Origin of the sequence: Martelella alba, assembly GCF_005217455.1 — a bacterium.
Taxonomy (GTDB): Bacteria; Pseudomonadota; Gammaproteobacteria; order Enterobacterales; family Enterobacteriaceae; genus Acerihabitans.
Genome location: NZ_SZPQ01000040.1, coordinates 19,736 through 41,070, shown reverse-complemented (window position 1 = coordinate 41,070; position 21,335 = coordinate 19,736). Strand labels below are relative to the sequence as shown.

General features: G+C 55.5%; 16 protein-coding genes and 1 pseudogene. 11 read left to right on the top strand and 6 right to left on the bottom strand.

The features are described from left to right. The first annotated feature begins 218 nt into the window (after positions 1-218). The 3 genes and pseudogenes from FCN80_RS20875 to FCN80_RS20865 form a co-directional block, all read left to right on the top strand. The gene (locus tag FCN80_RS20875; protein ID WP_230492833.1) at positions 219-833 is read left to right on the top strand and encodes a hypothetical protein; all 615 of its coding nucleotides are present in this window, start codon (positions 219-221) and stop codon (positions 831-833) included. Positions 834-1,494: 661 nt separating this feature from the next. After that, complete coding sequence (locus tag FCN80_RS20870) at positions 1,495-1,740, top strand: AbrB/MazE/SpoVT family DNA-binding domain-containing protein (RefSeq protein ID WP_001548021.1); 246 nt, start codon at positions 1,495-1,497, stop codon at positions 1,738-1,740. Between the two features lie 570 nt (positions 1,741-2,310). Beyond that, a pseudogene (locus FCN80_RS20865) lies at positions 2,311-2,734 on the top strand (transposase); the annotation flags it as partial. A 280-nt stretch (positions 2,735-3,014) separates the two neighbouring features. Here FCN80_RS20865 and FCN80_RS20860 read toward each other — a convergent pair. After that, on the bottom strand, positions 3,015-3,923 hold the full coding sequence (locus FCN80_RS20860; protein ID WP_136992276.1) for a LysR family transcriptional regulator: 909 nt from the start codon (positions 3,921-3,923) through the stop codon (positions 3,015-3,017). Positions 3,924-4,053: 130 nt separating this feature from the next. Between FCN80_RS20860 and FCN80_RS20855 the strand changes: the two genes are divergently transcribed. Then, a complete protein-coding gene (locus FCN80_RS20855; protein ID WP_136992275.1) occupies positions 4,054-4,812 on the top strand; it encodes an SDR family NAD(P)-dependent oxidoreductase in 759 nt (252 codons plus the stop codon). 37 nt (positions 4,813-4,849) lie between these two features. Here FCN80_RS20855 and fhuF read toward each other — a convergent pair whose 3' ends face one another. Beyond that, entirely contained in the window at positions 4,850-5,578 is a 729-nt protein-coding gene (gene fhuF / locus FCN80_RS20850; RefSeq protein ID WP_170975477.1) for a siderophore-iron reductase FhuF, read from the bottom strand. Between the two features lie 123 nt (positions 5,579-5,701). Between fhuF and fhuD the strand changes: the two genes are divergently transcribed. The 5 genes from fhuD to FCN80_RS20825 all read left to right on the top strand — a co-directional run bounded on the left by fhuD (position 5,702) and on the right by FCN80_RS20825 (position 14,921). Beyond that, positions 5,702-6,598 (top strand): Fe(3+)-hydroxamate ABC transporter substrate-binding protein FhuD, encoded by an 897-nt coding sequence (fhuD, locus tag FCN80_RS20845; RefSeq protein ID WP_230492832.1) that lies wholly within the window; start codon positions 5,702-5,704, stop codon positions 6,596-6,598. After that, positions 6,588-8,558 carry a Fe(3+)-hydroxamate ABC transporter permease FhuB gene (fhuB, locus tag FCN80_RS20840; RefSeq protein WP_230492831.1) on the top strand — a complete coding sequence of 657 codons (1,971 nt, stop codon included), beginning with the start codon at positions 6,588-6,590 and terminating at the stop codon, positions 8,556-8,558. The genes fhuD and fhuB overlap by 11 nt, the downstream gene beginning before the upstream one ends. 139 nt (positions 8,559-8,697) lie before the next feature. After that, on the top strand, positions 8,698-10,995 hold the full coding sequence (locus FCN80_RS20835) for a TonB-dependent receptor (protein WP_230492830.1): 2,298 nt from the start codon (positions 8,698-8,700) through the stop codon (positions 10,993-10,995). A gap of 370 nt (positions 10,996-11,365) precedes the next feature. Further along, positions 11,366-12,733 (top strand): NCS2 family permease, encoded by a 1,368-nt coding sequence (locus FCN80_RS20830; protein WP_136992272.1) that lies wholly within the window; start codon positions 11,366-11,368, stop codon positions 12,731-12,733. 541 nt (positions 12,734-13,274) lie between these two features. After that, complete coding sequence (locus FCN80_RS20825; RefSeq protein ID WP_136992271.1) at positions 13,275-14,921, top strand: Na+/H+ antiporter; 1,647 nt, start codon at positions 13,275-13,277, stop codon at positions 14,919-14,921. Between the two features lie 6 nt (positions 14,922-14,927). Here the strand turns inward: FCN80_RS20825 and FCN80_RS20820 are convergent, their stop codons facing one another. Next, positions 14,928-15,833 carry a LysR family transcriptional regulator gene (locus tag FCN80_RS20820; RefSeq protein WP_136992270.1) on the bottom strand — a complete coding sequence of 302 codons (906 nt, stop codon included), beginning with the start codon at positions 15,831-15,833 and terminating at the stop codon, positions 14,928-14,930. Between the two features lie 100 nt (positions 15,834-15,933). Between FCN80_RS20820 and FCN80_RS20815 the strand changes: the two genes are divergently transcribed. After that, a complete protein-coding gene (locus FCN80_RS20815; RefSeq protein WP_136992269.1) occupies positions 15,934-16,356 on the top strand; it encodes a CidA/LrgA family protein in 423 nt (140 codons plus the stop codon). A 114-nt stretch (positions 16,357-16,470) separates the two neighbouring features. Then, positions 16,471-16,872: an LrgB family protein gene (locus FCN80_RS20810; protein WP_306767910.1), complete on the top strand. Its 402-nt coding sequence runs from the start codon at positions 16,471-16,473 to the stop codon at positions 16,870-16,872. A 154-nt stretch (positions 16,873-17,026) separates the two neighbouring features. Here FCN80_RS20810 and FCN80_RS20805 read toward each other — a convergent pair whose 3' ends face one another. The 3 genes from FCN80_RS20805 to acs all read right to left on the bottom strand — a co-directional run bounded on the left by FCN80_RS20805 (position 17,027) and on the right by acs (position 21,045). After that, positions 17,027-18,712 (bottom strand): cation acetate symporter, encoded by a 1,686-nt coding sequence (locus FCN80_RS20805; RefSeq protein ID WP_136992268.1) that lies wholly within the window; start codon positions 18,710-18,712, stop codon positions 17,027-17,029. Continuing rightward, positions 18,705-19,022 (bottom strand): DUF485 domain-containing protein, encoded by a 318-nt coding sequence (locus FCN80_RS20800; RefSeq protein ID WP_136992267.1) that lies wholly within the window; start codon positions 19,020-19,022, stop codon positions 18,705-18,707. Before FCN80_RS20800 ends, FCN80_RS20805 begins: the two co-directional genes overlap by 8 nt. A 64-nt stretch (positions 19,023-19,086) precedes the next feature. Continuing rightward, positions 19,087-21,045 (bottom strand): acetate--CoA ligase, encoded by a 1,959-nt coding sequence (acs, locus tag FCN80_RS20795; RefSeq protein WP_136992266.1) that lies wholly within the window; start codon positions 21,043-21,045, stop codon positions 19,087-19,089. Positions 21,046-21,335 lie beyond the last annotated feature (290 nt).

Genomic DNA, 21,335 nt, shown 5'->3' with positions numbered 1-21,335 from the left:
GCTTCCATCGGGAATAAGGATCTGGCAGCCTGAGTTCCCAACTAAAATACTCTCCCGGAAAACCGGGGCGGTTCAATCTGGACTCCGAAGCGGATACTGTCAGCTTCGCACTCCAACCTTTTGATCATGATGATGCGCTGTTATTCAGATCCGGAAGAAAGACCACCGAGCCGGTTGAGCACAGGAAAACGAAATATAAAGCGCTGGACACAACGATTATGGACTTAGCGGATGAGATATCCTACTCACTCCATGATCTTGAGGACGCGATCTCACTGAGAATGATCGACAAAAGCATGTGGATGGACTACTTCAGTGACAAGTCGCATCTGTTTGAAGCATGTCAACGTAGCTCGTTTGACCTGACCGCTGAAGACGTAGCCGATAAGCTGTTCGGCAGAAGCTACCTTCGCAAGGAATGCATCGGAACGCTGGTTCATCTGATGATCACAAGTGTCACGCTTCAGGTGCAGCATCCTGATTTCAAGTGCGGAATGCTTCGCTATAAAGTGGCACTACCTGCTGAAGTCGAAGCCTTACGTGAGGCCATTTTCAGTCTGGTTGAGGACAAGGTTATCCGGCACGAAAACGTTCAGCTACTGGAGTTCAAAGGCCAGAAGTTGATTGTAGAGCTGTTCAATGTGCTGGCAAGCGACCCCACACGTTTTCTCCCGGCAGAGACGTGCAAGAAATATAGAGAAGCTGAAAAAGCTGACGATAAAAAAATGCGGGTCATTAGCGACTATGTTTCAGGTATGACGGACGAGTACGCGACCCGGATGTATGAGAAAATCTTTGTTCCGCGCAAAGGATCAATCTTTGACAGACTCTGATGTTCCCCCTGCACATGGCAAAACCGTGAGCATGATGAATTAGAAGTTGGCACTGGCCCTGTTTTCAGGGGGGCTCAATCCTTATCAGTATTGTCGGGTTCTATGGCTTTTTTTGGGATAGCATAGGCTCTATTGCTAACTCAGCATACTGCGCGTCACTGGGCCAGAAAGTCACGGTTACTGAATAAGTGTCAGTTACAAAAAAAGCGGGGGTAGCACCCCGCTTTGGTATTTTTGGTAAGTAGCAACCCGGAGGCGGGAAGCTTTGCTTATCCTAACCTCAACTGCGCTATATATACAAATTTTTGAGTCTTTCTGTAAGTTTGTGTAAATTTTCATTTGTTAAATGGTGATCGAACAGGAGGTTTCGGCACTGCAAGCCACTCCATTAAAAATCATTTTCCCACTACAGCACATCTGACTTTTTTCATCTGTTTTAACTTAAAATCATTTCTAATCAATTAGATACTATTTGATGCGGACGATGTGCTGTAGCGGGATGTATCAATTATCTATTAATAAAAGATAGTTGAATTATTTTTACTAATACTGATTAGTGCAATGATACTTACTAAATGGTTTGAAATAATGTAATGTAACTTGTTGATATATAATCATAGTTATAGAAATGATGTATGATGGTACTAGCGGGGGAGCTCTAATGATCCAGATAATTATTGAGAAATGCGGAGATAGCCCGGTATTCAAAATACCAGAAGCAATTATGGAAAAAGTTGGCTTCAGTATCGGCGATGCTATTGATATTGAAGTCAAAAATGGCTGTATCATTATTGGCCCAGCGGAACTGGTTAAATATTCCCTTGAAAATCTTATTGAGGGCATTTCTGAGGTTAATCTTCACAACAGAGTTGACTTCAGGCTGCCAATAGGCAAAGAGTTGCTCTGATTCTCTTTTAGACTAATTCCAGAAAATTGGAATGATTGCGGTGAGCAACAACCAAGAGAGGAAAGTAAAGTTTTTAGTCGTAATAAAGGCTATTTTTTACTATAAACTTCACATAGTTAATAAAATATCATATAACAATATGAAATTATTATATTTTTTGTTTTTTTTCCACTATCAGGTAATTAGAACCGTTCTAGATTCGCCATTTTACTCTGTAAATCAAGTGGTTAGATTGATTTATTGAGTTAATCATAGGCTGGTGGAGTGCCTATTGCAAGCCTGACTTATCCTTACCCGGTAACGGGTTTGAACCTCGAAAAGGGCAAGCGATCAGGTATGTTCCCTCACAGATAGGGCATCGTGAGTGTGGTATCGCCGGTGTTAACGGGGGACCTGTCACCCTGAGTCACAGGAACGGAACGTGGTAACCCCGTGCAACTCCGCAAGGTAGCGATCTCGTGAGAGTGAGCCATGGTTGTGCGGGAACGGGACGCCGGAAGAAGCGAATGATCGGTTGTAATGACTGATATACGGTTTTTTTTACCGACCTGAAAAGGGGCTGACGTCCGGCGGTTCGTCTCCCGGAAGGACTATAAGGGAAGTCGTCCGCGACCTGAAAGCCATCTACCAAGCCCCCACAGAAGAAGCAGGCTTGCAGGCGCAGGAAGCGTTCGCCAGTGCCTGGAACAGCCGCTATCCACGGATAAGCCGAAATTGGCAGGCAAACTGGGCTAATCTGGCAACGTTCTTCGCTTACCCAGCAGACATCCGCAAAGTCATTTACATAACGAACGCCATCGAGTCGCTGAACAGCGTGATCCGGCATGCGATCAAAAAACGCAAGGTGTTCCTGACGGACGATTCAGTGAGGAAGGTGGTGTGGCTGGCAATCCAGGCAGCCTCACAGAAATGGACGATGCCATTGCGGGACTGGCGTATGGCAATGAGCCGCTTTATTATCGAGTTCGGTGACCGCTTGGACGGTCACTTCTGAGAAAAGGCATTTACACAAAGTGGTGGACAGGCTCGCGACTATGCTTCAGGCATGACGGACGAGGACGCGACCCGGTTGTATGAGAAGATCTTTGTTCCGCGCGAAGGCTCTCTTTTTGACAGACCCTGATGTTCCTTCTGTACATGGCAAATCCTGAGCACGTTGAAATATAAGTTGAGCCTGGCCCTGTTTTCAGGGGGGGCTACAATCGCTAGGGGAGGAAAGTAAAGTTTTTAGTCGTGATAAAAGTTATTTTTACTAAAAACTTTATGCTTTCGGATCATCCTGTCATAAGGCTGGGTTGCAATATTTCCGCCAGCCAGTCCATAAAGACTCGGGTACGTTGCGGCAGGTAGCGGCGGTGGGCGTAAATCAGCGAAACTTCCATGGGGGAAGGTAGGTAGTCCTCCAGAATCGGCACCAACTGGCCGCCATCAATAAAGTGTCTATTGCCGAGCATCGGCGCCTGGATAATTCCCAGGCCGCCGAGGCAGGCGGCCTCATAGGCATCGACGTTGTTCACGGCCACCATGGCGGGCATTTCCTTATTGTAGGCTTTGCCCTGATGCCAATAGGCAAATCCTTCGGCGCGGGTGCCCAATACCGGGACATAGTGCACCAGATAATGCCCGTCCAGCTCATCAAGGGTACGCGGCGTGCCGTAGGCTGCCAGATAGGCCGGACTGGCGCAGTTTACCATCGGCAGGTGGCCCAGCCGGCGAGCCACATGCGACGCGTCGGCCAACTCACCCACCCTCAGCACGCAGTCGAACCCTTCTCGGACCATGTCCACTCGGCGATCGGTACAGCTGATTTCAATCTGCACATGGGGATAGCGCCGTAAAAATTCGCCAAGACGGGGTAGGACCTGCATCCGGGCGATACTCGCCGGCATATCGACGCGCAATTTTCCTGACAGAACCCGTCCGTCCTGACGGAACATGCCTTCCAATTCATCCATATTGGCCAGCAAGTCCTTGCAGCGCTCATATAGCGCAATACCGTCTTGTGTTGCCCGTACCCGGCGCGTGGTGCGATGCAGCAGCCGCGCGCCGACCAGCGCTTCCAGCGATTGGACATGCTCGGAAACGGTGGATTTCGGCAGACTAAGACTTTCACCGGCTCGTGTGAAACTGGACAATTCGCTTACCCGCACAAAACTTCGCAGCAATTCGAGTTTATCGACCATCAAGAAAACCTCAATTGTTCGCTCATACCGGACAGTATTTCCGATTTACAGTGATTTATCTATGCGTGATCGGCCAATAAGCTGATTAAGGTATCTATTCATCCTGAAACGAATTACGAGAGGTGTGGCGATGAGTCATAAAATTGCAGTGATCACCGGCGCCAGCCGTGGACTGGGCAAAAGCATGGCGCGGCATTTGGTCCGGCAGGGCGTTGATATTATTGGCACCTATCGGCATCGGGCGGATGAAGCCCGATCCCTTGCCGACGATATCATGCGGGAAGGCGGCAAGGCGGCCATGCTGCAACTGGATGTGGGCGATAGCGCCGGCTTCGCCGAGTTCGCCGTCAAGTTGGGGCGGACACTTGCCCATGATTTTCAGCGCGATCAGTTTGATTACCTGGCAAACAATGCCGGGGTCGGTTTGCACGCCCCTTTCGCGCAGACCACCATGGAACAATTCGACTTAATGTACAACGTACATCTCAAAGGGCCTTATTTCCTCACGCAAACGCTGTTGCCACTGATCGCCGATCAAGGCCGGATTCTCAATATTTCCTCCGGATTAGCCCGTTTCACTTTCCCGGGATCGTCGGCATACGCCATTATGAAGGGCGGCATAGAGGTGTTCACCCGTTATTTGGCCAAAGAACTTGGTGAGCGCCGCATCAGCGTTAACACGCTGGCGCCCGGGGCAATAGAAACCGATTTCAGTGATGGCATGGTTCGCGACAACAAGGCGCTGAATCAGCAAATAGCCTCTATCACCGCGTTGGGGCGGGCGGGTTTGCCGGATGATATCGGCGGGGCGGCGGCGGCACTGCTCGCCGACGCAAGCCAGTGGATAAATGGCCAGCGCATTGAAGCGTCGGGCGGTACCTTACTGTAGCGTGACGATTCACGGGGCCGGAATGTTGGCGCCAGCGTCAGCGGCTTCGTTCGGCCTTGCGTCTGTCCGCTTCAAGTAGCGGGCAGCTCGGGCAATATTCCAAGCCGGAAATTTTATAACGCAGGCAACAGCGACGGCGGATGATGGTCGGCGGGCCGGACGGGGATGAAATGACCCGCATCGGCCGATAGACAGGGTTTACCGAACCGTCGGAAAGGGTGTGCGTTTGCAAAAAACCGTCGGCCGACGCGGTATCCGCGCCCGCTTCGCGGGCCATGCTCAAGCCGTGGGCAAGGCGAATGCCGGCGTTATTCCAGAACAGACCGGGCTTGATGCCAGACAGCGTCGCGAAAGTTTGGCAAACCGGCGACAGGTGGATTGTCAACAATTCCGCAAAGCGCACCTGGCCGTTTTCGCACGGCGCGGGCCGGCCGGCATGCGCCAGGATAAACTGTTCCGGCACCGCGTCTTTGCTCAAGGTAAAGCCGATATCCCTGGGGAGGATGGGTAACTGCCAGTTATACAGCATGTTCACCCGGATCCAGGGAGCCAATAATAACGCGAAGTACCATTGCGACCACATGGAAACCACCGCGGCGCGATCTTCGCCTTGATATAACGCCATGAGAGGCGCCAGTAGCGGCAACGCCGTATCCGGGCTGCATAACAATGCCGCGCTGTGGACTTCTGTTCCGACGGGCGGCGCCAGCAAAAAATCCTCGGTTATTTTGGCGGCTGGAGCATTGTAGCCCTCGACAGATTTCATGTCTCTCCTCGCTTGATTTATTCCAGGAGAAAAACGGCTAACGGACTGCTGGCTTGCAGTCATTCTCCGAATGCGCATAATAGGCCATAAAAATCGCAATGATAACTATTTATATTTTAATTTATGTGCACTCATGATGTGTATCGCCGGAACCTGATCAAGGGGCTGCTGCTTGCGCCCTGGTGCCGTTGGAAGCTGGCGGACGCCGCCCGGCCTCCTGACATAAACCGTATCATTGCCCTGGAATGGCGGCCGGCGGAATTGCTCCTGGCGTTGGGCGTCATGCCGCTGGCTGTGGCCGACATACCCAACTATCGCCGATGGGTGGAGGAGCCGGTTCTGGCCCCATCGGTGGTGGACGTGGGGTTGCGCAACGAACCCAACCTTGAGGCGATCAAACGATTGCACCCTTCGCTTATCCTGCTGTCCAGGGGATACGGCCCCGACCCCGGCACCATGAATATGCTGGCGCCCGCGTTATCGTTTCCCTTTGGCAACCCGCAAGGATTGCCGTTCACCCAGGCCCGGCGGGATGTGCTGACGTTGGGCGACTACCTGGGTCTGGCCGACCGGGCAAAACGACATTTACACGAGGTGGACCGACAGGTGGCGCAGACTCGGCAACGTTTAAGCAAAACGCCCGGCAAGCCGTTGTTGCTCTTTTCTTTTATCGACAGCGGACATGTTCTGGTGATCGGCAAACGCAGCCTATTGCAAGAGGTGATGGACGAGGTCGGCGTTGAAAACGCCTGGCAAGGCGAAGTTAACTCCTGGGGCAGTACAGTGGTGGGTATCGAACGACTGGCGCAAATGCGGGACGTACGGGCGTTTTGTTTTCACCGTGGCGAGCGGGATCCGCTTAATGAGGCCGTCCATTCCCCCCTTTGGCGGATCTTGCCGTTTGTACGCGAGAAACAATGGCGGGTTGTGCCGGCCATTTGGTTCTACGGCGCCACCCTCGCCGCCATGCGTTTTTGCCGGCACCTGGAAGCCTATTTGGAGCCGACGCGTGAATCGTAACCTCTGGCTTTGCGCATCATTCATTGCCGTCCTGGTCTTGGCGGCGTTGCTATTGACCGGCTGGAATATGACTGAACAACTGCCAATGCGCCTTTGGCGGCAGGCCATTCGGCAGCCCCAGGTCGACAATATTCCGCAACTGCTGTTTCACTATAGTCTGTTGCCACGCGCCGTATTGGCGCTATTGGTGGGTGCTGGCCTGGGCCTGGCGGGACTGCTGTTCCAGCAAATTTTGCGTAATCCCCTGGCCGAACCGACCACGCTTGGGGTCTCGGCGGGCGCGCAACTTGGGCTAACCGTCGCCACTTTATGGGGTGTGCCCGGCGGCGAAGCCGGCCGCCAATTGGCGACCATGATAGGCGCATTAGCCATAGGCGGCCTGGTCTTCGGCGTATCCTGGGGCCGACGGCTTTCGCCGGTGACGCTGATACTGGCCGGACTGGTATTGGGCCTCTACTGCGGCGCGGCCCGCAGTCTGCTGGCATTGTTCAACTATGAACAGCTTCAGAGTATTTTTCTTTGGAGTAGCGGCATGCTCAATCAGCAGGATTGGAATAGTGTCCGTTTTTTATGGCCCCGTCTGGCGGTGGGATTGCTCGCGGTACTGCTAATGTTGCGGCCGTTAACGCTGCTGGGACTGGATGACGGCGTGGCCCGTCATCTCGGTTTGGGCCTGATCGCGGCCCGGCTTGGCGGTCTGGCCATCGCCATCGCGCTGAGCGCCTATCTGGTGACCGCCGCCGGTATTATCGGTTTCATCGGTTTGTTTGCGCCGCTATTGGCGCGAATGCTAGGCGCGCGGCGGCTATTACCGCGATTGGCGTTATCTTGTGTTTTGGGCGCGCTGTTATTGTTGTTAAGCGATCAGAGTATGATCCTGCTGGCCCGCCACTGGCTGGAAATTCCCACCGGCGCCGCGACGGCTCTGTTGGGCGCGCCCTTGCTGCTCTGGCTGTTGCCCAGATTGCGGGATAATCGCGTCAGTCGGATGGAGGAGACCCTGTCGCGTGGGCGGGAACGACACGGGTCCTGGTACGGCGCATTGGCGGGATGCGCGGCGTTGTTTATTCTGTCGGGTCTGGCGCTGACTGTCGGCAAGGATAGCGCCGGCTGGTATCTGTCGTTGATGGAAATGTGGCAATTTCGCTGGCCGCGCGTACTGGCGGCCGGTATCGCCGGCGCTATGCTGGCGGCTGCGGGAACCCTGATCCAGAAAATGACCGGCAACCCGATGGCCAGCCCCGAGGTCCTGGGGATCAGCTCCGGTGCCGCATTGGGTATTGTGCTGCCATTGTTTTTGGTGCCGGATGACGCCTACGGCTGGCTATTGCCTGCGGGCGTACTGGGGGCGGCCGCCACCTTATTGCTGATCCTGATCTTGTCGCAGCGCGGCGGTTTCGCCAGCGGTCGTCTGTTGCTGGTGGGCATCGCTTTGAGTACGCTGTTTTCCACTGTGTTGACGATTCTCCTGGTCAGCGGCGATCCGCGCATGTCATCCCTTTTGACCTGGTTATCCGGATCCACCTACAAAGTACAGGGCGAACAGGCGTTGACCACCGTCGGCATCGCTATTGTCCTGCTGGCCCTGGTCCCGGTTTTGCGCCGCTGGTTGACCATGTTGCCGCTGGGCGGCGCAACGGCTCAGGCGCTGGGCGTGGCGCTTAAACCGGCCCGCATGGCGATTTTGTTATTGGCGGCGGGGCTTATCGCCACGGCCACCCTGAATGTGGGACCGCTGAGCTTTGTCGGTTTGATGGCCCCTCATATGGCGCGATTGCTGGGGTTTCGCCGGGCTATGCCGCAGACATGGGCCGCCTGCCTGATCGGGGCCATGCTCATGATCGCGGCGGACTGGTGCGGCCGTATGGTGATTTATCCTTACCAAATACCCGCTGGTTTATTGGCGACGTTTTTTGGCGCGCCTTATTTTATCTACCTGCTGCGGCGGCAGGCGGCTTGAAACGGGGCCTGCCGAGGAGGGGCAATTTAAGCCATCGGTTCGATTAGTCACGCAAACATTTTCTTGCAAATGATGAGAACTGCTGCATAATCATTCTTCCTATAAGAATCATTCTCATTATTGTTTTGAAGGTTTATCCATGCGTATCGTTCTTTCAACTTCCGGTCTGCCGGCGGCGTCTCCACGCTTGTTGGCGCTGTTCATCGGCGCCTGGTGCGCCGGCGCCTTATTGCCGGCGATAGCGGCCGACGCCGCAACGACCACCGCGACCTCCTCCGATTCTTCCTCCGCCGTCAAAACCGATTCCGCCAAGACCGTTCAAGCCCAAGGGGAAACCCTGACCGTGGTGGCCTCGCCGGAGGCGACATTCCGTCCCGGCGGCGATCAATTGGTACCGGCATTCCTGGACGGCCCGATCGCCAATGGCGGTCGTCTTGGCCTGTTGGGGGAACAAAACGCGCTGAATGTGCCTTTCAATATCGTCGGTTATACGGCCAAGGCGATGCAGGATCAGCAGACCCGTTCGGTCACGGATGTGTTACGTAATGACGCGTCGGTACAAACCGGCTACGGTTACGGCAACACCGAGGAGATTTTCAAAATCCGCGGCTTCGAATTATACAGTGAAGACATCTCGTTCGGCGGGCTATACGGGGTATTGCCGCGTCAATTCGTTTCCACCGATTTGGCGGAACGGGTTGAAATTCTTAAAGGCGCCAGCGCCTTCCTGAATGGGGTTCCCCCGGGCGGTACCGGGGTCGGCGGGACAGTCAATATCGAACCGAAACGCGCCGGCGATACGCCTTTAAATCGGGTATCCCTGGATTACACATCGAAATCGCAGGTGGGCGGTTCTTTTGATATCGCGCGCCGCTTTGGCGATAACAATCAATGGGGGGTGCGCGTCAACGGCGTGCATAGGGAAGGCGAGACCGCCGTCGATAATCAAAAACGCCGGCTCACACTGGGGTCCATTGGCCTGGATTACCGTGGCGACCGTTTCCGGGCCTCGCTGGACGCCGGCGCGGAGAAACAAACCATCCACGGCGCGCGATCCGTGGTTTACACCAGCGGGATGGACAGTATTCTGAAAGCGCCGTCGGCCACCACCAATTACGGCCAGAAATGGGCGTTTACCAATACCGAAAGCCAGTTCGGCGCGCTGCGCGGCGAATATGATATTGCCAATGACTGGACGGTGTATGGCGCCATCGGCGGCAACCATACCCATGAGTATGGATCCTATTCCTCCCCCACCGTGTATGACGACGATGGCGATGCCACCATGGGACAAATGCGGGTGCCGTATTTCTCCGATAGCTTCTCCAGTCAGGCGGGGATCCGCGGCAAATTCGACACCGGCTTTGTCCGGCACAGCATCAATCTGGGCTATTCCAGCATCTATACCCGGACGCGCACGTCCTACGCCATGTCTTCCAGCAGCATTGCCACCAATATCTACGATCCGGTTTATGTGCCGGAACCCGATGATGTGGCTTACACCGGCGGACATATGGGCGACCCGCGTGTCACCAGCCGCACTTATAATAGTGGCGTCTCTTTGGCCGATACGTTATCCGTGCTCGATGATAGGTTGCAGTTTATCGCCGGACTTCGTCGCCAATCGGTAAATGTCACCAATTACGACTATGACGGCGCGCAATCCGCCAAATTCGAACAAATGAAAGTGACGCCGGCGTTCGGCCTGGTTGTCAAACCTTGGGACCATATCTCGTTTTACGCTAACCACATTGAGGCGCTTCAATCCGGCGAAACCGCCGGTACCTCTTATGCCGGCGGTACTGTCGTCAACGGCGGGCAGGTGACAGGCATTGAGACATCAAAACAAAATGAAGTCGGCGTAAAAGCGGATTTCGGCCGTATCGCCGGTACGCTGGCGGTGTTCGAAATCAAAAAACCGGTGGCTTCCTATCATTACCTCGGCACCGTCGACGAGGAAGCGCAGTATGAATATGGTAATTATGGCGAGGAGCGCAATCGCGGCGTCGAATTGAACGTGTTTGGCGAACCGCTTTACGGTGTAAGGTTAAACGCCAGCGCGGCCTGGATGGATCCGGAACTGACCAAAACCCAGGACGGCGCCTATGATGGCAACGATGCCATCGGCGTACCCCGTTATCAGCTGGTTTTTGGCGGAGAATATGATATCCCCGGCTTGTCCGGCGTGACGGCCACCGGCAGGGTTATTCGCACTGGTTCGCAGTATGCTGATCAGGCAAACGACTTGAAAGTTAAGGGTTGGACCCGCCTTGACCTTGGCGTGCGTTATGATATGCAGTTGCCGCGGCATAATATCGTGTGGCGTGCCAATGTTGAAAATGTCACCAATGAACGCTATTGGGCTTCGGCCGGCGACGGTTATTTAACCCAGGGCGATCCGCGGTCATTGAAGCTGTCCATGACGGTGGATTTCTAAGGGTATTATCCGTCATCCCATTATCGCTCCAACTGAAGCCGGGGCGGTGTACGATTACTCTGTTCGCCGGCCCGCGCCGGCGATTTTTCCCCCGGCCGATTAGCGAGCCAAGGCGTGGGAAGGAAAACGGTCACAACGCCTTTCACCCCATCTGCGTCAAAAGAGCGGTATTTAATGCATCATTGCGTTGGCTTTCTCCTTCCCATCGCAGGATAATCCCCGTCCTCGCTTTCCCGGCGCCGGTATTCCATGAGCCCGCCGCGCATCGTCCGTTTCGCTGGCGAAAAAACCGGCCGCGGGAGAGTATCTTCCAAGACGGTCGCAAGACCGTACCAAAATAACGATGACGTTTGGTTTTAGGGGATTTGTTATGTCCAGCTCCATCCAATCGGCCGATTCCCAGGCCCGGTCACTTTCATCGCTCGATCGCTGGTTTCGGATATCCGCGCGCGGCAGCACCGTTCGACAGGAAATTCTGGCGGGCCTGACGACGTTTTTGGCAATGGTTTATTCGGTCATCGTGGTTCCCGGCATGCTTGGCAAGGCCGGTTTTCCGCCGGCGGCGGTCTTCGTCGCCACCTGTCTGGTGGCGGCGTTCGGCTCCTTACTGATGGGGTTATGGGCTAATCTGCCTATGGCCATCGGCTGCGCCATCTCCCTGACCGCCTTTACCGCCTTCAGTCTGGTGCTGGGCCAGCATATCAGCGTCCCCGTGGCGCTGGGGGCGATTTTCCTTATGGGTATTCTTTTTACCCTGATCTCCGCCACGGGTATTCGTTCCTGGATTTTGCATAATCTGCCGATGGGCGTCGCCCACGGGACGGGCATCGGTATCGGCCTGTTCTTGCTGATTATCGCCGCCAACGGTATCGGCCTGGTGGTAAAGAACCCCCTCGACGGGTTGCCGGTGGCCCTGGGCGACTTCGCCTCCTTCCCGGTCGTCATGTCGCTGGTCGGGCTGGCGGCCATTTTCGGCCTGGAAAAGCTGCGGGTGCCGGGAGGCATTCTGCTGGTCATTATCGCCATTTCTCTGTTGGGCCTGATTTTCGACCCGCACGTGAGCTATCGCGGGCTGTTCGCCCTGCCGACGTTGTCCGACGCCCAGGGCCATTCGCTGATTCTGGATCTGGATCTCAAGGGCGCGTTGCAAACAGCGGTCTTGCCTAGCGTGCTGGCGTTGGTTATGACGGCGGTCTTTGACGCGACCGGCACCATCCGGGCGGTGGCGGGACAAGCCGACCTGCTGGACAAAGAGGGGCAAATTATCCATGGCGGCAAGGCGCTGACCGCGGATTCATTGAGCAGTATCTTTTCCTCGCTGGTGGGCGCGTCGCCCGCCGCTGTTTATATCGAATCCGCCGCCGGTACCGCCGCGGGAGGTAAAACCGGATTGACCGCCACGGTGGTTGGCGTGTTGTTTTTGGCAATGCTGTTTCTTTCGCCTTTGTCATATCTGGTACCGGCCTATGCCACCGCGCCGGCGCTGATGTATGTGGGGTTGCTGATGCTCAGCAACGTCGCCAAACTGGATTTCACCGATTTTGTCGATGCCATGTCCGGGCTGCTTTGCGCCACCTTTATTGTGCTGACGTGCAATATCGTCACCGGGATCATGCTGGGATTCGGCACGTTGGTGATAGGTCGGATCTTTGCCGGCGAATGGCGCCGGCTCAATGCGGGGACGGTGGTTATCGCCGTGGCGCTGGTGCTTTTTTATGCCGGCGGCTGGGCTATCTGACGCATGTCGTTCCGTGTCGGCTCCGGCGGCGCCCGTACCCGTAGCGGCGAACGCGGGCCAGGAAGTCATGTAACGAAATGGATTTCCCCGGCTTCATTTTTTCAGGTTCTTACCTGAAATCAAAATCGAGCGATTTCTGTCATTCTGCAAAAGCAGCCCCCTGCGTGCGGCTGGTTCGCCGGCAAGGATACGCTTGGCAAACGGTCAAGACACGGCTTCGTCGATACGGATGTCGGAAGGGCGAATAAGGCCGGTCATGGGAGGCGTTCACAGGCGCCGCCCAAGAGCCTCGCGCGGGGTGGCTGTCCGACGGCGATCGGACCGGGTCTGGCGTGGCTCCGCGTCTCGCCCCGAAAGTCCGTCGGGAACGGTATCGCCGTCCCCTCGCTATCGCGATAGCCGCTGCGCGCCAGCATAAAATTCCCTTCGCCGCTTGCATCGTGCCGGCGGCCCTATATGCTAATGAGACTCGCGTTTTCGCCCTGACTTTCTCCAGCCCGGTTCGCAAAACGTCGCCGGACGCATACCCACTAAGGAAAGCATGGAAATATTTTTTACCATCCTGCTGCTAACCCTGATTGTCTCGTTATCGGGCGTCATTACCCGTATCCTCCCGTTCCAGATTCCGTTACCGCTGATGCAGATAGTCTTGGGCGCCTTGCTCGCCTGGCCGCGTTTCGGTTTACATGTGGATTTCAACCCTGAATTGTTTTTGGTGATGTTCATCCCGCCCTTGCTGTTTTCCGATGGCTGGAAAACTCCCGCCAGGGAGTTCCTGCGGCATGGCGGGGAAATTGTGGCGTTGGCCCTGGTGCTGGTGTTGATTACCGTGGTGGGGGTGGGCTACCTCATCTACTGGATGGTGCCGGGTATCCCGCTGGTGGCGGCGCTGGCGCTGGCGGCGGTTTTGTCGCCCACGGACGCGGTGGCGCTGGCCGGTATCGTCGGCGAGGGCCGAATTCCTAAAAAGCTGATGGATATCTTACAGGGGGAAGCTCTGATGAACGATGCTTCCGGCCTGGTGTCATTGAAATTTTCCATCGCGGTGGCCATGGGCACCATGGTATTTACGGTAGGCGGCGCGACGCTGGAATTCGTAAAAATTGCCGCCGGCGGGTTGTTGGCCGGCATCGGCGTGACCTGGATCTACAGTAAGTCCCTTCGGCTTATCAATCGGTGGAGCGGCGATGACCCCGCCACTCAAACCGTACTATTGCTATTACTGCCCTTCGCCGCCTATCTTATCGCGGAACACCTGGGCGTTTCGGGGATTCTGGCGTCGGTGGCTTCCGGGATGACCATCGGCCAGTCAGGCATTATCCGCCATGCGCCGCTCACTATGCGGCTGCGCGCCAACAGTGTCTGGGCCATGCTGGAATTCGTGTTCAATGGTATGGTATTCATTATGCTCGGCCTGCAATTGCCGGAAATTCTGGAAACCTCCATTACCCAGGCCGAGTTGGACCCCACCATCGAAACCTGGATGCTGTTTACCGATATCCTGGTGATATACGCGGCCCTTATCGCGGTGCGTTTTGGCTGGCTGATATTAATGAAAAAACTCAGCCAGCGCTTTTTGCATAAAAGACCGATGGTTTTCGGCGACTACAGCATGCGGGAAATTCTTATTGCCTCGTTTGCCGGCGTGCGCGGCGCCATTACCCTGGCCGGCGTTTTGTCCATTCCCCTGTTTCTCACTGACGGCTCCGCCTTCCCGGCCCGTTACCAGTTGGTGTTCATCGCCGCCGGCGTGATTCTGTTTTCCCTCATTTGCGGTGTGATTGCTTTACCGTTGCTGCTGCGCGGCATCGTGGTGGCCGACAAGGCGTTGCATCGCAAGGAGGAACGGATGGCGCGCGCCGCCGCCGCCGAAGTGGCCATTGAAAGCCTCAGGAAGATGCAGGAACGCCTGGCGAGCGACCCGCATGAAAATATTGACGACCAGATCATCGGTGAAGTCAGCGCCAGGGTGATGGGGAATCTGCGCCGGCGCATTGATGGAAACAACGGGCTGGGTAATGCGCTGCTTATAGAGAATTTAGAGCGGCGCATGCGCTTGAACGCCTTACGCGCCGAGCGAGGTGAATATTACCACTTGCGCGCCCAGCAAAAGATCAGCAACGAAACGCTTCTCAAATTATTGCACGATCTGGACTTGCTGGAAGCGCTGCTGGTGGAACACGAATAACGACGCTCAATTCCCCGCGACAGGCTCATCGTGCCGGGGCCAGTGCCGGCGGCAGGCGGCAATCCAGGCCTGGGCGCTATGGGGCAGGTATACGCCCTGACGCCACAGTAGCCCTAATTGCCACATCATCCGCGGCGCCACCGGCAGCCACATCAGCCGGTCTTTATCCAACCGCTGGCAGATAGGCTCCGGCAATATCGCAATACCGATACCGGCTTGCACCATGGAGGCCAGAAAGTCCCACTGCCCGCTGCGCACCGCAATCTGCGGCGATAACCCCTCGGCCTGGAAAGCTTTAAGCAAATGCCGGTGCAAAGCGAAGCCTTCGTTATAAATCAGCACCGGCCATTCAGCGATTTCCGCCAGCGACACGGCGGCGCGACGCAGCCAGGGATCCTCGCGCGGCGTTACGGCATAAAGCGGATGACTGAACAGCGGCTGTATATTCAAGCTGGTGTCGGTTTCGTTGGTTAGGGCGGTAAGGGCCACATCCAATTCGCCGGTGAGTACGGCTTGTTGGACGGTCAAACCGCCGAACTCGGCTATCTGGAGTTCGATACCCGGATAGTGCCGACGAAATTCGCTAATCAAATCCGCGACCTGAGTACCCACCATCGGCGGGATCCCCAGTCTTAACCGGCCTTTTTTCAATGAGCCGATGTCCTCCAGCTCCGCTTCAAGCTGGTGGAACGCATCCAGGATGGCCAGACCATGATGGTAGACGGCCTGGCCGCTGTCGGTGAGCAGCAACTGACGCCCCTCACGGATCAGTAAAGGGCGATCCAGTTCGTCTTCCAATTGTTTCAGGCAATTGCTGATGGTGGGCTGGGTAACGAACAGCGATTCCGCTGCGCGGGTGAAACTTTGCCGTTTGACCACTTCCACGAAATACCGCAGCGTGCGAATATCCATTACCATTCCTTTCAGTAATGATTAACATAATTTTAATTCATTTTAAGCAAATTTGTCGCTCCGCCTATACTATCCCCACGTTATTTTATGGAGAAAGTCCATGTTATCCCCCGCGGGTAGGGCCGTACCGTTTCGCTTAATCAATATTCCGTTGCTTATTCAATTGGTTTTGTACGTCTGTTTGTTCATCATCGCCCAGCAATTGGTCAGTCGTTACCATTTGCCGCTGCCCGCCAATGTGGTGGGGATGTTTATGATGCTGGTGTTGATCTTCAGCGGGATTTTACCGGTACGTTGGGTGCGCGAAGGCGCGCGCTGGCTGTTGGCGGAAATGTTGCTGTTTTTTGTGCCGGCGGTGGTGGCGGTGGTGAACTACACCCAGTTGCTTATGGTGGACGGCTGGCGGATTTTTGCGGTGATCGCCGTGAGTACGGTGCTGGTCATGGGCACAACCGGTCTGGTGGTGGACCGGATTTATCGTTTCGAATTACAACAGGCGCGTAAAAAACCCCATCATGGCTAATTTTATCCTCGGCATAATGTGTTTGTTTGTGACGTTGCTCTTGTATTTCACGAATAAATTTCTGTATCGCCGGTTTCACTATCTGCCGCTGGCGCCTCTGATTTTCACGCCGGCGTGCTGGCCGCCACCAGTATGGCGGTGTTGAGTTCGGTCTGGCTGGCGCGCCTGCTGGCCTTGCCCGAAGTGATCCAGCGCAGTCTGTCGGTCCGCTCCATCACGACGCCGTTCGCGCTGGCGGCGGCAAGCCAGGTGGGCGGCCAGCCTGATCTGGTGGCGTTATTCACCGTGGTAACCGGGGTGTTCGGTATGGCGGTAGGCGACATCGTATTTTTGCGGTTATCGATTCGGGTCAAAATCGCCAAAGGCGCGGGCTTAGGGGCATCTTCGCATGGGGCGGGCACGGCGCGTGCTTATGAAATGGGCCAGCAAGAGGGGGTGGTGGCCAGTTTGGTGATGATGCTGGCCGGTGTGCTGACCGTATTGATTGCGCCGATAATAGGCCGGATCCTGTGGTAACGATGAAGGCGGCTTAGGGGCGTTGCGGCGGCTTTCGCCGCAGATCGGCCGGCGCATCCCTTGGCAATAAGCGTTCGCCAGCGGACCGGCCCCTGGCCGGCATCGGTTAGGCTGTGATTCCCGCCGTCCATCCTGGGGACGGACAGCGGTGGACTTACTGTACCGTTGAACGGATCGTCGCGATGGGATCGGCTTGCGGCGGCGGATTTTGCGCTTCGCGAATACCGGTCTGCGATCGGATGAATTGGGCGAAGAACAACGACCGCTCCTGACTGCCTTGCGCCGAATTGTCCGTTATTGAGAAGAACCAAATACCGATAAATGAAATCAGCATGGAAAACAGCGCCGGGTATTCATAAGGATAAATCGGTTTGGCATGGCCCAGCACCTGCACCCAAATGGTCGGTCCGAGAATCATCAGCGTTACCGCGGTCAAAAGCCCCAACCAGCCGCCGATCATGGCGCCCCGGGTCGTCAGTTTCGACCAATACATGGAAAGCAGGATGATGGGGAAATTACAACTGGCGGCAATGGAAAAGGCCAGTCCCACCATAAAGGCGATATTCTGCTTTTCAAATAAGACACCCAGACCGATGGCCACCAGGCCCAGGACCATGACAGTGACTTTGGAAACCTTCAGTTCATCCCGTTCGCTGGCCTTGCCTTGCTTGATCACGCTGGCATACAGATCATGCGACACCGCCGATGCGCCGGCCAGCGTCAAACCGGCCACCACCGCCAGTATAGTGGCGAACGCCACCGCTGAGATGAATCCCAGAAAGAAATTGCCGCCCACCGCGTTCGCCAGGTGGATTGCCGCCATATTGGCGCCGCCAATTAAAGCGCCGGTACCGTCTTTGAAGGCTGGATTGGCGCTCACCAACACAATGGCGCCGAAGCCGATGATGAAAGTCAGAAAGTAGAAATAGCCCATAAAACCGGTGGCGTACAAGACACTCTTACGGGCTTCTTTGGCATCCTGCACGGTAAAAAACCGCATCAGGATATGAGGCAGCCCGGCTGTGCCGAACATCAACGCCAGGCCCAGCGACAGCGCCGACACGGGATCAGAGACCAAACCGCCGGGACGCATAATGGCCGGGCCTTTGGCATGGACTTTCATCGCCTGGGAAAACAGGTCGTCAAAACTGAAATTCACGGCTTTCAAGACCATCAGCGCCATGAAACTGGCGCCGGCCAATAGCAATACCGCTTTGATGATTTGCACCCATGTGGTGGCCAGCATGCCGCCGAACAAGACATACAAAACCATCAGGATACCCACCAGCACCACCGCCACATGATAATTGAGCCCGAACAGCAATTGGATTAGCTTGCCGGCCCCCACCATCTGGGCGATGAGATACAACGCGACCACCACCAGGGAGCCGCAGGCCGATAGCGACCGGATAGGCTTTTGCCGCAACCGATAAGACGCCACATCGGCGAAGGTATAACGGCCAAGGTTACGTAGCCGTTCGGCGATCAGAAATAAAATGATCGGCCAACCCACCAGAAATCCCAACGAATAGATCAAACCATCGTAACCCGAGGTATAAACCAACGCGGAAATACCGAGGAAAGAGGCCGCCGACATGAAATCGCCGGAGATGGCCAGTCCGTTTTGCAGGCCGGTGATATTACCGCCGGCGGTATAATAGTCCTTGCGAGAGCGCGTGCGTTGCGACGCCCAATAGGTGATGTACAGGGTCAGCGCCACAAACAGGACGAACAGGACGATGGCCTCGACATTGAGGGGACGGGAGCTTTGCGGCGCCGCCTGCGCCAGTATCGGCGCCGACAACAGTAGTGCAACCGCGATTTTGCCAAGGTTAGCCATTGTAGCGTACCTCGCTCAGTAATTGCTTGGTCAGACGGTCGAATTCGCCGTTGGCGCGCGCCACGTAAATAGCGGTCAGGATAAACGACACAATGATCAGACCGATACCCAGCGGTATACCCCGGGTCACGCTGGTACCCTCATAAACAGGCGTACCCAGCCAGCCCGGCGCAAAGGCAATTAATAGAATCAAACCGAAATACAGCACCAGCATGATAACCGAAAGTAAGGTGGCGAAATGTTGCCGTTTCGCCACCAACTGCCTGAAGTGGGGGTTATTCTCTATCCTCTGATAAATGACATCATTCATCTTGGCATCTCCGGTATGGGGTCGAGGTAAAGATTGGCGATGCCGCCCGCGGGCGGCAAAAGTGTCAGGAAGGTACATTCATGGATTGTTTTTCTTCGAGTAACTTTTCTACTACGCCGGGATCCGCCAACGTGGAGGTATCGCCGAAATTCCCGGTATCGCCAGCGGCGATTTTGCGCAAAATGCGCCGCATAATTTTGCCCGAGCGGGTTTTGGGCAATGAATCCGTCCAGTGCAGGATATCCGGCGTGGCAATGGAGCCGATTTCTTTGCGAACCCAGCCACGCACTTCATTGTAAAGTTCAGGTGTCGGTTGCTCCCCATGATTCAGCGTGATGTAAGCGTAGATCGCCTGCCCTTTAATGTTATGGGGAATTCCCACCACCGCCGCTTCGGCGATTTTAGGGTGGGAAACCAGCGCCGATTCGATTTCCGCGGTGCCAAGACGGTGTCCGGAGACATTGAGTACATCGTCCACCCGGCCGGTTATCCAGAAATAGTCGTCTTCATCACGCCGGGCGCCATCGCCGCTGAAATACATGCCTTTAAATGTTGAGAAATAAGTTTGTTCGAAGCGCTCATGATCGCCAAATAGCGTTCGGGCCTGGCCCGGCCAGGAATCGACCATCACCAGGTTTCCTTCGGCGGCGCCTTGCCGAAGATTGCCCTCGTTGTCCACCAGCGCCGGCTGTACGCCGAAAAACGGCAGGGTGGCCGAACCGGCTTTCAGCGGCGTTGCGCCCGGTAATGGCGTGATCATGAAACCGCCGGTTTCGGTTTGCCACCAGGTATCCATAATCGGACAGGCGCTATTGCCGATTTTGTGGTAATACCACTCCCAGGCTTCCGGATTGATGGGCTCGCCCACCGACCCCATGATGCGCAAAGAATCGCGGCGGGTGCCTTCAATGGCTTTGTCTCCCTCGGCCATCAAGGCGCGAATGGCCGTCGGCGCGGTATAAAGGATATTGACCCGGTGTTTGTCCACCACCTGCGCCATGCGCCTGGCATCGGGCCAATTGGGCACCCCTTCGAACATCAGGGTAATGGCGCCGCAGGCCAGGGGTCCATACAACAGATAGCTGTGTCCGGTTATCCAGCCGACATCGGCGGTACACCAGTAAATATCGCCGGGATGGTAATCGAAGACATATTTGAAGGTCATGGCGGCATAAACCAGATAACCGCCGCTGGTATGCAATACGCCTTTCGGTTTACCGGTGGAGCCGGAAGTATAAAGAATAAACAGCGGGTCTTCGGCGTTCATGGCGACCGGCGGACAGTTCTCGTCCGCGACGTCCATGGCGTCGTGCCACCATAGATCCCGCTCCGGTTGCCAATCCACCGGCTTACCGGTGCGTTTGAGGACAATAACCCGTTGTAGGGTTTTTACCGCCGGGTTTTTCAGGGCGTCGTCGATGTTCTTTTTCAAGGGAATTTTCCGGCCCGCCCGAATGCCCTCGTCGGCGGTAATCATGATTTTGGCGCTGGAATCGACGATTCGACCGGCTATCGCCTCGGGGGAAAACCCGCCGAAAATCACCGAGTGGATGGCGCCGATACGGGCGCAGGCCAGCATGGCGATTGCCGCTTCCGGCACCATCGGCATATACAGCGCCACCACATCCCCTTTGGCCACACCCTGCGACCTAAGTACATTGGCAAACCGGCAAACCTCCCGGTACAGCTCGCGATAAGTCAGTATCCGGCCTTCGGCGGCGTCATCCCCCTCCCAGATGATGGCCGTCTGGTCGCCGCGCTCCGCCAGATGGCGATCCAGGCAATTGGCGGCAACGTTCAACGTCCCGTCTTCAAACCAGCGGATACGGATATGACCGGGGTCGAATGAGGTATTTTTTACCTGGGTATAAGGGGTTATCCAATCGATAATTTTGCCATGCTCGCCCCAAAACGCCTCGGGTTCCGCCACCGACCTGCGGTAAAGCTGCCGGTATTGTTCTGCAGTGATAAGGGCATGCTGCGCGATGTCGGGCGGGATCGGATAAATATGCGGTTGGCTCATGGTTTCCTCCTGTAGATGTTAATGATATGTCAAACTTAAGTTAATTAAACCAGCCGCGGCAGCTTTGTTTTCTTTTTGAGCGGTCGATCACGCATATTTGTTGTGGATTTAATAATTCCGCTCAGTAATGTCATTTCACTACGTTTTTTTTCGGTCTCAACAGGGATATTTATCATACTTATTCGCTGATTTGGTGAACGGCATCACTGATTGATCAGGTCGCGCAGCAAAAATAAAAGCCGATAATTTCATCAAGGGATGCGTTAGGAAAATTAGCGATGTGACAAAAA